Source organism: Acinetobacter sp. Brlt_5, assembly GCF_051949055.1.
Lineage (GTDB): Bacteria > Pseudomonadota > Gammaproteobacteria > Pseudomonadales > Moraxellaceae > Acinetobacter > Acinetobacter indicus.
Genome location: NZ_JAYJLP010000002.1, coordinates 98,859 through 118,494 on the forward strand (window position 1 = coordinate 98,859; position 19,636 = coordinate 118,494).

Here is a 19,636-nt window from a genome sequence, read left to right on the forward strand (position 1 = left end):
AATTGTGTTTATTTTTATAAATGTGATTTGCATCACTGAATTAAAAAGCAGCCGGCTCAGTGGCCGGCTGCTCTGGTATTAAAAAGAGGGATTATTTTTTGGCCCGATGCGCCGGACGCGGTGGGGTAATTTCACGTTGACCATGCCAGACTTCGGCAAAATCCTGTTCATTAATACTATACAGTTCCAGTAAGGCCAGAATCACCCCACCAAACAGCATGGAACCTTCAGAATTGCTTTGCCATTCAAAGACCTTGTCTTTCAGGCCATATAAAATATCTTCAATTTCAAAAATCCGGTCACGGCCATTGCTGTCGGTCGGGTACATCTGGGTATTCAGCAAAATTTTAGCCAGACTTTTTTCATTGTCATTTAAAGCCAGTACTTCAATCAGCTCATCCGGATTGCTGGCAAAAATCACCGGATCACGAAAAATGGTATGTAGAAAATGCTGGTTCAGTTTCGGTAAAGATTTCTCGACAAAAGGCCGGAAGGAGGCCGGGAAAATCACATTGTGGGAAATGCCTTTAAACATCGGGGCGATTTCCTCGACTTTATAACCGGCAATACCACAGCCAATTGAAGTCAGAAAATACTTCATTTTCGGATGATTTTTGGTATAGGTTTTAAAGTCATCTATATAGTGCTGAATTTGCGACAGCGGCATTTGCTGCAAATGCTCGTTCATGGTTGGAATGGCAAAGCTTTGTCCGGCCCAGCCACGCCCTACGCCGCGCACGGCGCCAAAGTGTTGCAGGGCAGTGCGCGCTGCACCGCCGGCATGATCACCCGCCAGATTACTGCCAAAGACAAAAATCGTATCTTCAGGCAAGCTTTTAATAATACTTTCATCATGATATCGGTAAGTCATTGTCATTAAATCTATGTGATCCCTTGTGTTCATGTTGCCCGTGAAGCGGGGCAGAATCAAGTGAAAAAGCACAAGACGAGGGTGTTTTTCTGTTTCACATGAAGATTTTGCTTTGATCTGGGTATGTCTGGTGAGAGTGTGCCAAACAGCAGCGGGTGAAGGTCTTTATTTCAGTTGCACTGCGGACTAAAAACAGAACCTTGCCGATGCTGCCGGTGACAAGAAAGTGTACAAAAATTACAATCTGAAGCCAGATAATAGGCTGAATCTGTTAGACTATTTTTTTCGATCTGTATGAGTACGCTATCCGTGAGTGATCATCAACCTTTTGAATTGGTTACCCATTATCAACCTGCTGGAGATCAGCCGCAGGCCATTGAAAAGCTGGTGCGAGGAATTCAAAAGGGCATGCATGATCAGTTGCTGCTGGGGGTAACCGGTTCCGGCAAGACCTATACCATGGCCAACGTGATTGCCCAGTTACAGCGGCCAACTATTGTGATGGCGCATAACAAGACTCTGGCGGCCCAGCTCTACGGCGAATTTAAAGCCTTTTTCCCGCATAACTCGGTTGAATATTTTGTCAGTTATTATGACTACTATCAGCCGGAAGCCTATGTGCCATCTTCCGATACCTTTATTGAAAAAGATGCTGCCATTAATGATCACATTGACCAGATGCGACTGTCGGCGACGCGGGCATTACTGGAACGTCGTGACTCGATTATTGTGGCATCGGTATCGGCTATTTACGGTCTGGGTGATCCGAATGCCTATATGAGCATGTTGCTGCATGTGGTGCAGGGCGACCGGATTCAACGTGAAGATATCATCCGCCGGCTGGTAGAAATGCAATATAGCCGCAATGAGCTGGAATTTTTGCGCGGGACCTACCGGATTCGCGGTGAAATTATTGATATTTTCCCGGCAGAATCAGAGCAGAATGCCATCCGGATTGAATTGTTTGATGATGAAGTCGATTCGATCCGCTGGTTTGATCCGCTGACCGGCAAAATGATCCGCAAAGTGCCACGCGTCACCATCTACCCGAAAAGCCACTATGTCACGCCCAAAGACCATTTGCAGCGCGCCATTGAAACTATTCGTGAAGAACTGAAAGAACGTTTAGGCTTTTTCCGTGCACATGACAAGCTGCTGGAAGCACAGCGCATCGAGCAGCGTACCCGTTATGATCTGGAAATGATGCAGCAGCTCGGCTATACCAACGGCATTGAAAACTATTCCCGTCATTTATCCGGTCGTCCGGCCGGTGAAGCGCCACCAACCCTGTTTGATTATGTGCCGGATGATGCCTTGCTGATTATTGATGAGTCGCATGTTACCGTGCCGCAAATTGGTGCCATGTATAGAGGGGACCGTTCGCGTAAGGAAAACCTGGTCAATTATGGTTTCCGTTTACCAAGCGCGCTGGATAACCGGCCAATGAAATTTGAAGAATGGGAACGGATTATTCCAAGCACCATTTATGTCAGTGCCACACCGGCGCAGTATGAACTGGAAAAAGCCGAGCAGATTGTCGAGCAGGTGGTGCGTCCAACCGGTTTGATTGATCCGGAAATTGAAATCCGTCCGGTGCTGACCCAGGTCGATGATGTCCTGTCGGAAATTAACCTGCGTAAAGATAAAAACGAGCGGGTTCTGGTCACGACCTTAACCAAGCGCATGGCCGAAGATTTAAGTTCCTATTTAAAAGAATACGGCATTAAAGTGGCCTATCTGCATTCCGATATTGATACGGTCGAGCGGGTCAAGATTATTCATGAGCTGCGTACCGGAATTTATGATGTGCTGGTGGGGATTAACCTGCTGCGTGAAGGTCTGGATATGCCAGAAGTCTCGCTGGTGGCGATTCTGGATGCCGACAAGGAAGGCTTCCTGCGTTCCGAACGTTCGCTGATTCAGACTATTGGTCGTGCTGCGCGGAATATTGCCGGCAAAGCAATTTTATATGCCGACCGGATAACCGATTCCATGCAAAAAGCCATTGATGAAACTGAACGTCGCCGTGCCAAGCAAATTGAATTTAACCAGCTACATGGTATTACTCCGCGCAGTGCTGTGCGTCAGGTCATTAAAGAAATTGATACCGGCGAGGTGCTGGAAGAAGATGTAATTGATGAGCAAATGGCAGCACAAACCTTGGCATTAACCGCGGATGAACGGCATATCGTGTCGGACCCGAAACTGTTTGCCAAGCATGTGGCCAAGCTGGAAAAAGAGATGCTCAAAGCCTCAAAAGAATTGCAGTTTGAACAGGCCGCACGTCTGCGTGATGAAATTATTCGTTTGAAGGCACAAATGCTGCAGTAAAGAAAAGTGTGGGAACTGTTAAAAAACTCCTTACATAACACAACAGTAAATACCTGAATTTACCGTTAATTTAGCCAAGTATGCTGAGAACTCCAGAACAATATTGAAGCTATAAGGTGACCTGATGAAAACGAATAATCTCCCTAAAGCGAGTTATAAATTGGCAAAAATTGCCGTAGGCGGGGCAGTGCTGGTCGGTTTAGGGCTGGCCACCATGGCTTATGCCCAGAAAGAGCCACTACCCACCGTTGAAAAAGTGGAATTGGATCGTTACCTAGGGGTCTGGTATGAGGTGGCACGTAAACCGATGTCCTTCCAGAATAAATGTGATCGGGATGTCACGGCGACCTATACCTTAAATGAAAATGGCAATATCAAGGTCGATAACCGCTGTATCACCAAAAATGGCGAACAAACCGTTTCTATTGGTGAAGCCTTTGTACAAAATGCGCCGTTTAATACCAAACTGAAAGTCAGCTTCCTGCCAGAATTTATCCGCTGGATGCCAATTGGTCGCGGTGATTACTGGGTGCTAAAACTGGATGAAGATTATCAGACCGTGCTGGTCGGTGAGCCACATCGCAAATATATGTGGGTGTTGTCGCGTACCCCGCAGGCCAATCCCGAAGTGATCAATGAATATCTCGAATATGCCAAATCTTTAGGCTATAACCTGGATGATATTATTCACACCAAACAGACAGCCCGTTAAAGCAATCTCCTACTAAAAATACACCATGCTCCGGCATGGTTTTTTATTTTTCGGTCAATAATTCATGCACGAACAGAGTTTTCCGGAGATGAACTGAGTATAATCAGCGCTCGGCAAAGATCAGGAGTGAAAGATGTATAAAGGCGTTGCTTTGTCTGTATTGGCATCCATCACTTTTGGTGTGCTGTATTTCTATACCCAGTTTCTGCAACCTTTAGACAGTGAAGAAACTTTTGCCTTGCGCATGCTGTCCACCTTGCCTTTTATCACCCTGTTTATGTGGTGGAGTGGTGATTTAAAGCATGTGGCCGAGATTTTCAGGCGGGTGCTACAACAGCCGCTTTTATTGCTGTGGCTGCTGATCAGTTCGTTCTTATGTACCACGCAACTGTGGCTGTTTTTATGGGGGCCAATTAACGGCCGTGGTCTGGAAGTGTCGCTCGGTTATTTCCTGTTGCCACTGGTGATGGTGCTGGTTGGCTGTGTGCTGTATAAGGAAAAACTGTCCAGCTGGCAAATGCTGGCGGTGGCGCTAGCCGTACTGGGCGTCGGACATGAAATCTGGCGCATTGGCAGTGTGGCCTGGGAAACTGTGTATGTGGCGCTGGCTTATCCTTTGTATTTCTTTTTACGCCGTCAGTTTAAAACCGACAATTTAGGCGGTTTCTGGTGGGATCTGTTCCTGATTTTACCAGTCGCGTTTTATCTGGGCTTTGTTTATAGCGACAGCATGGCATTGCTGTTGAATTACTCGCATCTGATCTGGGCTGTGCTGGGACTGGGCTTTTTAAGTGCCTTAGGTTTGGGCAGTTATATTCTGGCCAGCCGTTATTTGCCTTTTGTGATTTTTGGTTTGCTTAGCTATCTGGAACCGGTGTTGCTGGCTTTCGCCTCGATGATGCTGGGCGAGCGTGTTGAAGCCGATGAATGGCTGACCTATATTCCAATCTGGCTGGCGGTATTGCTGCTGGTGATTGAAGGTGTACTGCATGTACTGAAACAGAAACGGCAGGAACGGGCCTTGCAAAAAAATGTCCAGAACTATCAGGACCGGCTGGAATAGCAAAAAAATATTGTTATCAGTCGGTAAAATTTGTCTGATAAAGCAACAAACAGATAACTTGCTCTTTTTTATATGAAAAATAGCGGTTTTTAAAGATTTAGGAGCGAAATCATAAAAATAATTACAACTATTTTGCAAATTTATACTGAATATATAGCAAAATAGAGCGGTCTTAGACAGCTTTTGATTCAATCTTGCCGCCAATTCCATTACAATTGTCGGGTTTTGAATTTTATGCCTAGATATACAATTAATTAGAGGACGTATCTGTGAGCAAAGAGACTATCATCGCCCTACACGCAGAGCACCAAGGTCGCTGGAAAAACCGTGAAGAAATCGCGGAACAAATGATCGCTTTGATCGGTAAGCTGTACCGTGAGAAAAATATTGTTGTTTCAGTATTTGGACGTTCTTTAGTTAACCGTTCAGTGATTCAGATTTTAAAAGCACACCGTTTCACGCGTATGATGGACGTTGAGCTTTCAGTTGTACACACTTTCCCGATTCTTGAAGCATTAGCAAAAGTTGAAAACATTGGTACTGCTGAAATCGACCTGGGTAAACTTGCGGTTGCCTTTAAAGAGCAAGGCGGCGATGCAGATGCATTTGTAGCAGCTGCAGTCAAAGCGGTTGAAGGTCGTCCAACTTCTGTAGAAGGCCGTGATGTTGTACTTTACGGTTTCGGTCGTATCGGTCGTATCCTGGCACGTTTAATGATTGGTCAGTCTGGTCTTGGCCGTGGCTTGAACTTAAAAGCCATCGTAGTGCGTAAATCTGCAGATGGTGATTTGGAAAAACGTGCGTCTTTATTACGTCGTGACTCGATCCATGGTCCATTCTCTGGCACCATTTCTGTTGATGAAGAAAACGAAGCAATTATTGCGAACGGTCAGTTCATTAAAGTGATCTATGCATCTAACCCGTCTGAAGTAGATTACACTGCATACGGTATTAACAATGCACTGGTAATCGACAACACCGGTAAATGGCGTGATGCTGACGGTCTGGCTCAGCACCTGCAATGCCCAGGCGCAGCACGTGTCATTCTGACTGCACCTGGTAAAGGTGACATGAAGAACGTTGTTTATGGTGTAAACCAGGGCGACATTCTTGATGAAGATGCCATCATCTCTGCAGCAAGCTGTACTACAAACGCAATCACACCAACCTTGAAAGTGTTAGACGACAAATACAAGGTGCTTAACGGTCACGTTGAAACAGTTCACTCGTTCACTAACGACCAGAACCTGATCGACAACTACCACAAAGCTGACCGTCGTGGCCGTGCTGCTACATTGAACATGGTAATTACTGAAACTGGCGCAGCGAAAGCAGTTGCGAAAGCACTTCCAGCGCTGAAAGGCAAGTTAACCGGTAACTCTGTACGTGTTCCAACACCAAACGTATCACTGGCAATTCTGAACCTGACGCTTGAGAAAGAAGTTGAGCGTGACGAAGTGAACGAATACATCCGTCAAATCTCAATCAGCTCGAACCTGCAAGGTCAGATCGGTTATACCAACTCGACTGAAGTGGTATCTTCTGACTTCATCGGTTCACGTACTGCAGGTGTATTTGACGCGCAAGCAACCATCACTTCAGGTAACCGTTTAACGGCTTATGTATGGTACGACAACGAAGTGGGCTATAGCTGCCAGGTACTGCGTATCGCTGAACAGATGGGCGGCGTAAGCTATCCAAAAGTTCCTGCTGAAACAAATGCTTAATTTGTAATGCAGACCAGAAAGAGCCTCATTTGAGGCTCTTTTTTATCTTTCATTAAAATAATAAGCAAAGACGCTATACAAAAAATTGCAAACCGTATCACGGTTTTTGGGCACAATTTCTGTCGAGAAAAACAAAAATGACAGATAGGATAAACCGTTGCCAAACAGATTGATGCTCCGCGGCATAATCTTGATGGTGCTGGCAGCCATGGTAGGTGTAGCAATTGCCTTATGGATTTTTCGGCATTTTCAGATTTATATTCCGCTGACCCAAACCTTAAATCCACGGGTGTATTTTGATACGCATGTCCCAATTCGTACCACTATTCCGGTGCGGGAAACCCTAAAAATTAACCAGCCCTTGGCGGTTGATACCCAGGTCAAAGTCAGGTTAATGGGTAAAGACATCAGTTTGCCGCTCAAAGGCACCATTCCCATTGTGCTGGATGTCCCCATTTATATGGATGTGCCGCTGGCGCAAAAAGTCCATTTAAAATTTAATGCGCCGGTAAAAACTGTATTAAAAGAAAACCTGAATATTCCATTAAAAACCACACTGAATACCCAGATTCCGGTACAAGGTCATTTAAATGTGCCAATTCAAACCGCGCTGAAGGCCTCGGTGGATGTAAAAAATACCTTACCAATTAAGATTGAGCAGGGTGAGCTGAATATTCCTTTAAACAGTATCCGTCTGGCGACTGCCGAAACGGCGCAGCCACAGACTACTGTACAAATGGTCGAGTAGAGGAGCGTGTAGATGTTTTCTTCACTTCGCCATCAGCTTGTGTTGGGTTTGATTGTAGCTGCGCTGGTCGCACTTCTGTTCTGGCTGTATTTAAATATTCAGGCCTCGATGTATGTCAATGCCCAAAAAGCGCGGTTGTTGTTACCGGAAGATTTACCTACTCATATTGAGGTCGGCAATTATTTACAGGCCCATACCCAAGGCCATTTAGATACTGAAATTCAGCTGGATCAGCAGGTGCAATTGCCGTTAGAAGGCAAATATCCGGCCAATCTGCAATTTGTGGTCACCACACCGATTGATGTAAAAGTGGACTATAAAACCCATATTCAAATTGATCAGCTGATGCCATTACAGACCAGCACCGATTTAATCTATCAGAATCCGTTATTGCCCAAACTGCCGTTACAGCTGGATATTCCAATTAAAATGAGTGTGCCGTTTCATTTGCAGCGCACCTATCGGCTGCCAGTGAAGATTTTATTTAATGGCCCGGTCGGTCTGGAATTTCATGAGCTGTTAAAGGTTCGCTTGCTGCATCAATTTGCGCCGCAATTAAATCTGAATGATCCAATGACCTTGCAGAAAGTTTCCGGTTTTAATGCCACGATGCGTAATGTTGAACGACGCACACAAGCCAATCTGGATATGAAAATGGATCTGAAACTGAGCCAGATCCATCCATAAACTGAAGCTGACTTTAGATCAGTTTTTGTAAAATGCTTGTGATATTTGCGGTTGGACGTCCCAGTAATGTTTGCAAATCCTGGCTTTGGCTATACATGACGCCATCTTGGGTTTGAGCATCGACATCCGCCAAGAAACTGGCAAAACCCTTGTCTAAGCCCACCTGTAGCAACAGTTGCTCAAAGGCTTCAGGGCTTAAGTTATTGTACTGCACTGGTTGTTGATTCACCTCGGAGATGGCTTGAGCAAGATCAGCCTTAGTAAAGCTTTGGCTTGATGCCAACTCATAGGTTTTATTCAGATGGGTATCCGTGAGTAATACACGTGCAATTGCTTCAGCATATTCGTCACGAGACGCGGCACTAATTTGACCATCCCCACTTGCACCATATATTGTGCCATGTTGGATCTCTTGGGTTAACGCACCCAAATAGTTCTCGATATACCAGTTGTTACGAAGCAGGGTATAGCTCAATCCACTTTCTTGAATCAATTTTTCAGTTTCACGATGTTCCTGCGCCAAGCCTAAACTGGAGTGATCTGCATTTAACAAACTGGTATAGGCAATATGAACCTGACTCGCCTGGGCGGCTTCAATTACAGCCTGGTGTTGTGCCGTACGACGACCAATTTCGTTGGCTGAAATTAAAAGTAACTTATCTACGCCCAATAACGCAATACTTAAACTGTCAGCTTTGTCGTAGTCGAAGTGGCGGATTTCGATGCCTTGCGGTAATTGTGCCTGGGCTTTTTCAATATTACGGACCAACGCAATAAGGTGATGTTCTGAACTTAAATTTAGAAGATGGTGGATCACCAATTGACCCAACTGACCAGTTGCACCTGTAATCGCAATATTCATATCTAACTCCAATATTGTTTGAAAAATAATCTTGATGGTTAAATACTAATCTGTTAACTTACTAAATGTAAGTACATACCAAAAAGTAAGCTTATTGCCCACAGGAAAGATTTTTATGTCAGCTTATGAAACCAGTAAATTACTTGGTCAGGTTTTATCCACAGATTGTCCATCGCGTGAAATTTTGGAACACTTAACCAATAAATGGTCGGTATTGGTTCTGCGCTGTTTAAGTGATGGTGTACATCGTTTTAGCGAGTTAAAGCAGCGTATTGAAGGGGTGAGCGAGAAAATGTTAGCGCAGACTTTAAAAATGCTGGAACAAGATGGTTTTATATTAAGAACGGTTTATCCCGTTGTGCCACCAAAAGTAGAATATCAGCTGACGATTTTGGGTTCGCAAGCGTCTGAAAAGTTAAATTACTTGATTGGATGGGTAGAGCGTAGTTTGCCTGAGATTTTAGAGAATAAAGCGCGCGTTTCAAAATAGACATTAAGTTGCGGGTGGGGAAGCAATAATGAAACCCTCTGAACATCTGGCCGCGTCACTTTTAGTGGTCTATGCCATTATTTTGACTTTTATTTCATAGCCGAATTCCATAACTTAAGCACAAACATGTTGGGCTCATTTTCAATTTCTGGAAGACACGACTGGAGATCAAAGCTTAAAGGATAGGATTAAATAATTTAATCATAAAAGAATAGGATTATATTCAAGCTATTCGCGGAGGTTAACGTCGAAAAATATCGAGTTTATTGATTATCGAGTATCTAGGCTTGGAAAAGAAATAGATCATATTTTTATCGAGCTACGGCAGGAGTTAATGCGCTATGCAATTGATCAACAATAATAAAAAGAAATAATATTTTTATAAGCCATTTTAAACTTCTCATTTTGCATCAAATTCCCTCATCCTAGCCTTCTCCCAAAGGGAGAAGGAACTTGCAGGATTTATCTTATGAATGAGTCATGAGCAGTGATGAATCAAAATATTTTAAGCCTGTTTCATCTTTTTAAAATCAAAACGGTCAATCACTAAAATACCAAGCGCAAAGACTAGTCCAAGTGCCACACAGCCAATCCATTCAAAATGTTCCCAGGCATACACCGCACCGAGTGAACCAATGGCTGCCCCTGAAAAGTAAATGGTCATATATACCGCATTAATTCTTGAACGCGCTTTAATATCAATCCGATAGACCAGGTTCTGGTTTAATACATGAAATGCGGTCAGGCCAAAATAGCTCATCAGTACCCCAATCGCGTAGACCACAATATTCTGCTGGGCAAAAAACAGCGGAATACAGGACAACAGCATCAGGGAAATACAGAGCGTTGCAACCAGATTTTCCTTGCCTTGTCCCACGGTTTTCCCCGACCAGCTGGCCGAATAAATCCCGATCACGCCAAGTAAGCCAAACAGGCCAATTTCAAAATCACTAAAATGATAAGGCGCGCTGCCCAAGACAAAGGTCATTGAGGTAAAGACCATCGACAAAATGCCAAAGCCCAAGGCACCGGCACAGGCACGGCGAATTAAATGCGGATGATGCTGCGCCAGTTTAAATAAGGAACGGTAAATTCCCATCACCGTTAAACCGGATTGTGGCTCGGTATTCGGCAGTTTGTGCCACATCAGCAGGGCAAAGCCCAAGGTCAGTATTCCGCTAGATAAATACACACCTTCCCATGACCAGTAAGTCGATACAAAACCGGCAAAGGTGCGCGACAGAATAATCCCCATTACCAGACCACTCATCAGTTTACCCACAATGGCAGCACTCGATTCCGGCGGACTAATGGTCGAGGCAAACGGAATTAACACCTGCGCAGAAATCGCACCAAAAGTGGCACATAAGGTAAAGAAATACAGTCCAGACAGGCTGCTGCTCAAAGACAGCAGGATTTGTGAAATTGCCGCGAAGACCATCAGACTAACAATTAGCTTGCGTTTATTGAGTAAATCACCCAGTGGCACCAATAGCATAAGTCCTAAACCATAACCAATTTGCGCGACTACTACAGCAAAGCCGGCTTGACTGGTGCTAATGCCCAGACTTTTTTCAATTGAATAAATGAGTGGCTGGTTAAAATAGGCAGAACCGGCACAGAGGCCACAGGCCAGCGCCATCAGTAATACAAATTGAGGGGACAGCACTGGCGTGGCGGTTGGGGAGGACATAACAATTTCTCAAGTCAGCGAGTAGCACACTATAGGTGTTGTGGACTGAAAATAGAAATAAGAAAAAACAATCATTTGATTGCTGAATATCATGCTTGGAAAAAAATAAGCGCTGTCCGGTTTTAGCTAGATTGCGCTTTTTAGATGGCGACACACAAATTGTAAAAAGAATTGTGAGCACAATAGATTTGCTGCATAAATTATTCGAGAAATCCTTTAAAATATGGCAGAATAGGCGGTTTTAAAGTTTTTAGAGGATTGGCAAGATGCGCTTTGTTGATGAAGCAGTCATTACCGTAGAGGCTGGCGACGGTGGCAATGGCGTAGCCAGTTTTCGCCGTGAAAAATTCGTACCATTTGGTGGTCCAGATGGTGGTGATGGTGGTCGTGGCGGTAGCATTTATATTCAGGCCGATGATGACACCAGTACACTCGTAGATTATCGTTATACCCGTAAATTCCGTGCTGAGCGCGGTAAAAATGGTGCAGGCGCAAACTGTGCTGGCCGTGGTGGTGAATCTGTGGTGCTGAAAGTACCGGTAGGCACCACGATTGTAGATACAGATTCTGGTGACATTATTGCTGACTTGGTCGAAGACGGTCAGAAAGTACTGGTTGCCCAGGGCGGTGATGGTGGTTTGGGGAATACTCACTTCAAATCATCGACTAACCGTACCCCGCGTAAATTTACCACAGGTGTGAAAGGTGAATTCCGCGAAATCCGTTTAGAGCTGAAAGTGCTGGCAGATGTTGGCTTACTGGGTATGCCAAACGCGGGTAAATCAACCTTTATTCGTGCAGTATCGGCAGCAAAACCAAAAGTTGCAGACTATCCGTTTACCACCATGGTGCCAAACCTGGGTGTGGTCGATGCCGATCGTCATCGTTCTTTTGTGATGGCCGATATTCCAGGTCTGATTGAAGGTGCGGCAGAAGGGGCTGGTTTAGGGATTCGCTTCCTGAAACACCTGGCGCGTACCCGTATTCTGCTTCACATTGTCGATGTACAGCCAATTGATGGTTCAGATCCGGCACACAATGCCCGTGCCATTTTGAACGAGCTGGAAAAATTCTCGCCAACGCTGGCCAAATTGCCAGTAGTCTTGGTGCTGAACAAGCTCGACCAAATACCGGAAGATTCACGCGAAGAATGGTGTAAACATATTCTGGAAGAACTGCAATGGGATGGTCCGGTATTCCAGACCTCGGGCCTAATGTCTGAAGGTACCAAAGAAGTGGTGTACTACCTGATGGATCAGATTGAACAGCAACGCGAACGCGAAGTTGAAGATCCAGACTATGCAGCAGAAATGAAAGCCTTCCGTGACCAGCTTGAAGCTGAAACACGCGAGCAAACCATCGCCGCTAAAGAAGCTTATCGTGAAATGCGTCGTCAGCAACGTCTGGCGGGTCAGGGCGATGACTTCGATGATGACGATGAAGATGATGGCGAAATGGAAGTATATTACGTACGTTAAGCTCTTGATGAAGAGTAACTGAGGACAAGATGATAGAAGTGGTAGATGGGCAACGTCAGCTCCAGGGTTGTAAACGAATCGTTGTTAAAATCGGATCATCTTTACTCACAGCAAACGGGAAAGGCTTAGATCTGGATGCAATTTCGCATTGGGCGAATCAGATTGCAGATCTGCATAATGCAGGACACGAGATTATTCTGGTGTCCTCCGGTGCTGTGGCTGAAGGCATGGTTCGAATGAAACTAGAGAATCGACCCACTGATCTACCCAGTCTTCAGGCTTGTGCGGCCATTGGTCAAATGGGGCTGGTACAAACCTGGTCCAGCGTGCTGGAAAAACACGACATTAAAACTGCACAAGTGTTATTAACTCATGATGACCTGGCAGATCGTCGCCGTTATCTCAATTCATGTGATGCCTTGCAGCACCTGATTGACTGGCGCGTGATTCCGGTGATTAATGAAAATGACACGGTTTCCACTGACGAAATCCGTTTTGGTGATAACGATACCCTGGCAGCTATGGTGGCCGGACAGGTACATGCGGATCTGTTGATTATCCTGACCGATCAGCAAGGCATGTTTGATTCTGATCCGCGCTCTAATCCGGATGCCAAACTGTTCCATACCGTACGTGCTTTAGATGAAAGCCTGTTCGATATGGCCGGTGATGGTGGCAAGTTTGGCCGTGGCGGTATGCTGACCAAAGTCCGTGCAGCGCGTTTAGCAGCCAAATCGGGTTGTCCAACCTTAATTGCCAGCGGTGAAAGTGATAATGTACTGGCCCGTCTGATGGATGGCGAAATGCTCGGTACGCTGTTTATTACCGACAATGATCGTATCACCGCACATCAGCAATGGCTAGCGGCGCATCTGCAAACCGCAGGCCGTCTGGTATTGGATGAAGGTGCGGTAAAAGCCATCAAGGAAAATCATCGTAGCCTGTTACCGGTGGGTGTACGCGCCGTGGAAGGGCATTTCGAGCGTGGTGATGTGGTGGAATGTGTCGATCGTCAAGGCCATCGGGTGGCTGTCGGGCGGGTGAACTTTAGCTCGCGTTCAGCAGACATTATTAAAGGTCTGGCCTCGGACAAAGTGCATCAGGTATTGGGTGAAGCGCGTTCGCTGGAAATGATTCATCGCAATCATATGGCGATTTACTAAGCCATACAGATTCAACTTAAGAAATACAAAAATCCCGCTTCCGAGCGGGATTTTTTATTTTGGAAATAGAGGTAACGAGCAATTTACTTAAACTGAATCGTCCCGTTGGCATTCACCGTCATCTTCGATTCACCGGCAGCCATATCCGGTGCAGGTGCTGCTTCAGCCACTGCAAACTTGGCGGTATTGGCGCGCATTGCAATCGGGCGCGGGGTATAGTTATTGGTATTCATGTTCAGATTGACCAGTTGATAGCCTGATTTATTCCAGGCCTGGGTCAATAACTGTGCGCGTTGCTGGAAGTTTTTCGAAGCTTCAACTAGTAGCTCATTTTCGACTTTCTTACGCTGGCTATCTGACACACTAAAATGTACTGATTGAGTTTGCAGGCTCTGCTGCAGCTCGCCAATGAGCTGGCTGGTGGCTTTAAAGTCGGTACTTTCCAGATGAATTTCGGCACGACCGCGCCATTCTTTCAGTTTCTGACTGTCATTGTCATAAACCGGATAAGTCGACTGTGAACCACTTTCTACTTTAACCGTCGAATATTTTCGCGCTGTGGCCATCGCCTGATTCATAATTTGAGTGATCTGATTGGCCAGTTCAGAAGGCTGTTTATGACTACGCTCGATATACAGCACTGCATTCATCTGGTCATTGGATACCTGACGGCTGGCTTCTGCCTGAACATTGATCAGGTTATAGTTCAGTTTTTCGGTGGTCTGCGCCAAGGCACTACCTGAAACTGCGGCGGCCAATAAGCAACTGGAGAGAGTAATAAAACGCATGATTTTGTCCTGTATTTATAGGTATTTATCTATCAAAGCATATTAGCCAAGCAATATGGCTAATTTTTGCAGAGTTTGTGGTGGGATTGTAAAAAAATAATAAAATCTGCTGACTGGAAATAGCTTAATTATTTATTTTAAAACAGTGTGTTATATTTAATAGTGGGTTTAATTCTGCAGGCAACTTACATAGGGTTAAAAAAAATATCAAGAATGCGGTTTTCTTTCTGCTGTCACATTGTAAGATGATAATTCAATCTAATGTTTAGACCGATAGAACTTTTCGATAAAATTAGCTCGATAAAATGCCAAAAGCGGTTTATTTTCCTGAAAAATTAGGTATCATCGCGCTCCTAGTTATTGAATATTATCTAGATCATCTAACTAGATTTTTATAAAGCACCGAGTCAAAGGACCACAAGTCACCCGACTTATTTCTTCAACCCATATCAGAGATGGTAATTCGATATGAGCGTTACTTCTGTAAACCCTGCCACCAATTCCACAAACGAATACTACTTGACTCGCCAAAGTCAGATGGAATCGAATGTGCGTAGTTATCCTCGTAAATTACCGTTAGCGATAGCGAAGGCACAAGGTTGCTGGGTTACCGATGTTGAGGGTACGACGTACCTAGATTGTTTAGCTGGGGCAGGTACATTGGCTTTGGGCCATAATCATCCTGCGGTGATTCAAAGTATTCAAGACACCATCGCGAGTGGTCTTCCTTTACATACTTTAGATTTAACTACACCTTTAAAAGATGCATTTACTGAAGCGCTTCTTGCTTACCTGCCAGGTGGCAAAGAAGAGTATTGCTTGCAGTTCTGTGGTCCATCTGGTGCAGATGCAACAGAAGCAGCAATCAAGCTTGCAAAAACATTTACCGGCCGTAGCTCTGTAATCAGCTTCTCAGGTGGCTACCACGGTATGACTCACGGTTCGCTGGCAATGACAGGTAACCTGTCTGCCAAGAATGCCGTAAACGGTTTAATGCCGGGCGTACAATTTATGCCGTATCCACACGAATACCGTTGCCCGTTGGGTCTTGGCGGTGAAGCAGGTGTGGATGCACTGACTTACTATTTCGAAAACTTCATTGAAGATGTGGAAAGCGGTGTTACTAAACCGGCTGCTGTAATTCTTGAAGCAATTCAGGGTGAAGGCGGTGTGGTTACTGCGCCTACCAAATGGCTGAAAAAAATCCGTGAAGTGACTGAAAAACACAACATCGTGTTGATTCTTGACGAAGTTCAAGCAGGCTTTGCGCGTTCAGGCAAAATGTTTGCTTATGAACATGCTGGTATTGAGCCAGACGTAGTGGTTATGTCGAAAGCAGTTGGTGGTAGTTTGCCACTGGCGGTGTTAGGGATTAAACGTAAGTTTGATGCTTGGCAACCAGCAGGCCATACCGGTACTTTCCGTGGTAACCAGCTGGCAATGGGTACTGGTCTGGCGACAATCAACACCATTAAAGAACAAAACCTGGCGCAAAATGCGCAAGAGCGTGGCGACTTCCTGCAAGCTGAACTGAAAAAACTGGCAGTTGAATTCCCATGTATCGGTAACGTACGTGGCCGCGGTTTAATGATTGGTGTTGAAATTGTAGATGAGCGTCAGGAAAAAGACCGTTTAGGTGCTTATCCTGCAGATTCACAACTGGCTGCTGCAATTCAGGCTGCATGTTTTGACAACAAACTGTTGTTAGAAAAAGGTGGTCGTGGCGGTACGGTAATCCGTTTACTTTGCCCGCTGATCATTAATCAGGAAGAGTGTGTAGAAGTGATTGCCCGCTTCAAGAAAGCTGTGGCTGAAGCACTGAAAGCAGTACGAGGCGCATAATACATGGTAGATTTTGCAGAACATCGTAAAGCCTTACTCTGCAATGATGCTCAATCTATTGCTGACTATGAGTCAGCAATGGACCAAGCGACAAAAGCTGTCGCAGCATGGTTGCAAAACGATAAAATGTACACCGGTGGTAGCATTAAAGAGCTACGCAGTGCCATTTCATTCAATCCATCGAAAGAAGGTCTGGGTGTACAGAAATCTTTAGAGCGCATGGTCGAGCTGTTCCTGAACAAGAGCTTGAAAGTTCACCATCCGCATTCACTGGCGCATTTGCACTGTCCAACCATGGTGGCCAGCCAGATCGCAGAAGTGTTAATTAACGCCACTAACCAGTCCATGGACTCATGGGATCAAAGCCCGGCCGGTTCATTAATGGAAGTGCAGTTAATCGACTGGTTACGCCAAAAAGTCGGTTACGGTTCAGGTCAGGCCGGTGTATTCACTTCAGGTGGTACGCAGTCTAACCTGATGGGCGTACTGCTGGCGCGTGATGCCTGCATCGCGAAAAACTGGAAAGACGAAAACGGCAAGCCGTGGTCAGTACAGCGTGATGGTGTACCGGCAGAGGCAATGCGTAATGTCAAAGTCATCTGTTCTGAGAATGCACACTTCTCTGTGCAAAAGAACATGGCGATGATGGGCATGGGCTTCCAGTCTGTGGTGACCGTTCCTGTGAATGACAATGCACAGATGGATGTGGTTGCACTTGAGAAAACCATGGCACACCTTCAGTCTGAAGGCAAAATTGTGGCATGTGTGGTGGCAACTGCAGGTACAACCGATGCGGGCGCGATTGATCCATTAAAAGAAATTCGTGAAATCACCAACAAATATGGCGCGTGGATGCACATTGACGCGGCGTGGGGTGGTGCACTGATTTTGTCGAATGACTATCGTTCTATGCTCGATGGCATCGAATTGTCGGATTCTGTGACGCTTGATTTCCACAAGCATTATTTCCAGACCATTTCATGTGGTGCGTTCTTGTTAAAAGACGAAGCCAACTACCGTTTCATGCATTATGAAGCTGAGTACTTGAACTCTGCTTATGATGAAGAGCACGGCGTACCAAACCTGGTATCGAAGTCACTGCAAACCACGCGTCGTTTTGATGCCTTGAAATTGTGGATGACAGTTGAAGCCCTGGGCGAAGAGCTTTATGGTTCAATGATCGATCATGGTGTGGATTTAACCCGTGATGTTGCTGCTTATATTAAAGCAACAGATGGTCTTGAGCTGCTGGTAGAGCCGCAATTTGCATCGGTATTGTTCCGTGTGGTGCCTGAAGGCTATCCGGCTGAATTTGTCGATGCCTTAAACCAGAACGTCGCAGATGAGCTGTTTGCGCGTGGTGAAGCCAATATTGGTGTAACCAAAGTGGGTCAGGTGCAATCATTGAAAATGACCACGTTAAGCCCGGTTGCAACACTAGACAACGTGAAAAACCTGCTGGCACTTGTGCTGGCGGAAGCAGAGCGTATTAAAGCTTCAATTGCAGATGGTACTTACACACCACCAATTGCTTAATCACATGCTGCAAAGAAAGAGAGGCCTAATAGGGCCTCTTTTTTTTATCTCGGGTCATTGAATTGAAAAAGTGAAGATGAGTGCTCAGGCATCTGTTAACAAGCCAAACGGGCCAAAAGAAGGGGATAGAAGTGAATAAAGTGGCTGAGTACAGTGAAGTGATCAATTGGCTGAGAGCGTGTGTTTCAGGCAACAGATGAATATATTAAGTTTAAGAAAAACAATCAATTTCGCTTTTTATAGAATATCGGGTGATTGTCATCAACCAGAGAGAATTATGACAATTGTAAGAAAGTGAACCGGTGCTGGATTGGCATTTTGTCATATTTTTACAGCGCTTTCATATTTTTTTAGACATCTTTCGAAATTTTAATAAGGTGGTTAAATGTTATTAAAATCATTGTCTTAAGTTAATATTTTGGTATAAAGCAGGCTTCTAGAAACTATAAAAACAAGCTGCAAAATAAAACATCATTAAAGTGTCATAAAGGTGTAACTTTATTGTCATATTTTAAACTCACAATGCACATAACGAAATAAGTACAAAACTTAATAAAAAGTGGCGTACTCCGAATTTGCATAAATTGAGAGAGAACAGAATGCGCTTTACCAATATCGCACTTGCATTAGCACTATCTGGGGCAGCTGTAGCAACAACTGCGAACGCAGCTCGTGACACCATCCAAATCGCTGGTTCTTCTACAGTATTGCCATACGCAAGTATTGTAGCAGAAGAGTTCGGTAACACATTCCCACAATTCAAAGCGCCTGTTGTTGGTTCTGGCGGTTCTTCAGGTGGTTTGAAACAGTTCTGTAACGGTGTGGGCGATAACACAATTGATATCGCAAACTCATCTCGTCAAATTAAAGATTCAGAAATCGCTGCATGTAAAAAAGCAGGCGTGAACCAGATCTTAGAAGTTAAAATTGGTTATGACGGTATCGTATTCGCGTCAAACTCAAACAAAGCTGCTTATAAATTAAAACCTTACCATGTATTTGCTGCTTTGGCTGCTGAGCTTCCATCGAAAGGTAAAATGGTTGCTAACCCATATACACGTTGGAACCAGATTGACAAATCACTTCCAAATGAACCAATTACTCTGGTAATTCCAGCATCTAACCACGGTACACGTGAAGTGTTCCAGGAGAAAATGGTTGATGCAGGTTGTGAAGCTTATGCAGCAATCAAAGCATTAGACAAAGATGCGAAGAAAAAAGCATGTACAACTTTCCGTAAAGATGGCCGTGTGATTGAAATCGCTGGTGACTACACTGAAACACTGGCACGTTTAAGAACTTCTCCAAGTGCAGTGGGTGTATTCGGTCTAGGTTTCTATGACCAAAACCGTGACAAGCTACGTGTTGCAACTGTAAACAACGTTGCGCCATCTGAGCAAACAATCCTGAACGGTTCTTACCCTGTTTCACGTCCATTGTTCTTCTACGTGAAAGGTGAGCACCTGAAATCAATCAAAGGCTTACAACAGTACACAGAATTCTTCTTAAGCAAGAAAGTATCTGGTAAAGGTTCTAAGTTAGACAAAGCAGGTCTGATCTCTTTATCTGACAAAGAACGTGCGCAAATCCTGGCGAACTTCAAAGCAGGTAAAGCTGTTAAATAATTGTGGTTAAAACAGCTGAT

Annotated in this window: 16 protein-coding genes; 12 read left to right on the forward strand and 4 right to left on the reverse strand. The window is 44.8% G+C overall.

The genetic code is table 11. The features are described from left to right. Positions 1 to 91: 91 nt before the first annotated feature. Positions 92 to 871, reverse strand: a complete 780-nt coding sequence (locus tag VF685_RS02430; protein WP_045795109.1) for an A1S_2505 family phage non-structural protein — start codon at positions 869 to 871, stop codon at positions 92 to 94. A gap of 309 nt (positions 872 to 1,180) precedes the next feature. Between VF685_RS02430 and uvrB the strand changes: the two genes are divergently transcribed. The 6 genes from uvrB to VF685_RS02460 all read left to right on the forward strand — a co-directional run bounded on the left by uvrB (position 1,181) and on the right by VF685_RS02460 (position 8,139). Continuing rightward, positions 1,181 to 3,202, forward strand: a complete 2,022-nt coding sequence (uvrB, locus tag VF685_RS02435) for an excinuclease ABC subunit UvrB (RefSeq protein ID WP_286384746.1) — start codon at positions 1,181 to 1,183, stop codon at positions 3,200 to 3,202. Between the two features lie 124 nt (positions 3,203 to 3,326). Then, positions 3,327 to 3,914, forward strand: a complete 588-nt coding sequence (locus tag VF685_RS02440) for a lipocalin family protein (RefSeq protein WP_005176705.1) — start codon at positions 3,327 to 3,329, stop codon at positions 3,912 to 3,914. A gap of 133 nt (positions 3,915 to 4,047) precedes the next feature. After that, complete coding sequence (gene rarD / locus VF685_RS02445; protein ID WP_286384714.1) at positions 4,048 to 4,977, forward strand: EamA family transporter RarD; 930 nt, start codon at positions 4,048 to 4,050, stop codon at positions 4,975 to 4,977. A 269-nt stretch (positions 4,978 to 5,246) separates the two neighbouring features. Beyond that, a complete protein-coding gene (locus tag VF685_RS02450) occupies positions 5,247 to 6,704 on the forward strand; it encodes a glyceraldehyde-3-phosphate dehydrogenase (protein WP_075167798.1) in 1,458 nt (485 codons plus the stop codon). Positions 6,705 to 6,876: 172 nt separating this feature from the next. After that, positions 6,877 to 7,452, forward strand: a complete 576-nt coding sequence (locus tag VF685_RS02455) for an MFS transporter (RefSeq protein WP_286384713.1) — start codon at positions 6,877 to 6,879, stop codon at positions 7,450 to 7,452. Between the two features lie 12 nt (positions 7,453 to 7,464). Further along, positions 7,465 to 8,139: a hypothetical protein gene (locus tag VF685_RS02460; RefSeq protein WP_081407090.1), complete on the forward strand. Its 675-nt coding sequence runs from the start codon at positions 7,465 to 7,467 to the stop codon at positions 8,137 to 8,139. 13 nt (positions 8,140 to 8,152) lie between these two features. Here the strand turns inward: VF685_RS02460 and VF685_RS02465 are convergent, their stop codons facing one another. Further along, entirely contained in the window at positions 8,153 to 9,001 is an 849-nt protein-coding gene (locus VF685_RS02465) for an SDR family oxidoreductase (protein WP_286384712.1), read from the reverse strand. Positions 9,002 to 9,116: 115 nt separating this feature from the next. Here VF685_RS02465 and VF685_RS02470 point away from each other — a divergent pair, with 115 nt between their 5' ends. Further along, on the forward strand, positions 9,117 to 9,491 hold the full coding sequence (locus VF685_RS02470) for a winged helix-turn-helix transcriptional regulator (protein WP_016660049.1): 375 nt from the start codon (positions 9,117 to 9,119) through the stop codon (positions 9,489 to 9,491). A 505-nt stretch (positions 9,492 to 9,996) separates the two neighbouring features. Here the strand turns inward: VF685_RS02470 and VF685_RS02475 are convergent. Beyond that, positions 9,997 to 11,184: an MFS transporter gene (locus tag VF685_RS02475; RefSeq protein WP_160241468.1), complete on the reverse strand. Its 1,188-nt coding sequence runs from the start codon at positions 11,182 to 11,184 to the stop codon at positions 9,997 to 9,999. A 266-nt stretch (positions 11,185 to 11,450) separates the two neighbouring features. Between VF685_RS02475 and cgtA the strand changes: the two genes are divergently transcribed. Continuing rightward, positions 11,451 to 12,662 carry an Obg family GTPase CgtA gene (gene cgtA / locus VF685_RS02480; RefSeq protein ID WP_163145953.1) on the forward strand — a complete coding sequence of 404 codons (1,212 nt, stop codon included), beginning with the start codon at positions 11,451 to 11,453 and terminating at the stop codon, positions 12,660 to 12,662. A gap of 29 nt (positions 12,663 to 12,691) precedes the next feature. Next, a complete protein-coding gene (gene proB, locus VF685_RS02485; RefSeq protein ID WP_180192326.1) occupies positions 12,692 to 13,825 on the forward strand; it encodes a glutamate 5-kinase in 1,134 nt (377 codons plus the stop codon). Between the two features lie 83 nt (positions 13,826 to 13,908). On the opposite strand, the gene VF685_RS02490 is transcribed toward proB, so the two are convergent. Continuing rightward, positions 13,909 to 14,613, reverse strand: a complete 705-nt coding sequence (locus VF685_RS02490; protein WP_127798547.1) for an SIMPL domain-containing protein — start codon at positions 14,611 to 14,613, stop codon at positions 13,909 to 13,911. Between the two features lie 468 nt (positions 14,614 to 15,081). Here VF685_RS02490 and VF685_RS02495 point away from each other — a divergent pair, with 468 nt between their 5' ends. From VF685_RS02495 to VF685_RS02505, 3 genes are all read left to right on the forward strand, one after another. Further along, positions 15,082 to 16,455 carry a diaminobutyrate--2-oxoglutarate transaminase gene (locus VF685_RS02495; protein ID WP_005176742.1) on the forward strand — a complete coding sequence of 458 codons (1,374 nt, stop codon included), beginning with the start codon at positions 15,082 to 15,084 and terminating at the stop codon, positions 16,453 to 16,455. Positions 16,456 to 16,458: 3 nt separating this feature from the next. Next, a complete protein-coding gene (locus VF685_RS02500; protein ID WP_104471299.1) occupies positions 16,459 to 17,991 on the forward strand; it encodes a pyridoxal phosphate-dependent decarboxylase family protein in 1,533 nt (510 codons plus the stop codon). A gap of 599 nt (positions 17,992 to 18,590) precedes the next feature. After that, positions 18,591 to 19,616, forward strand: coding sequence for a substrate-binding domain-containing protein (locus VF685_RS02505; RefSeq protein WP_005176746.1), 1,026 nt, complete (start codon positions 18,591 to 18,593; stop codon positions 19,614 to 19,616). Positions 19,617 to 19,636 lie beyond the last annotated feature (20 nt).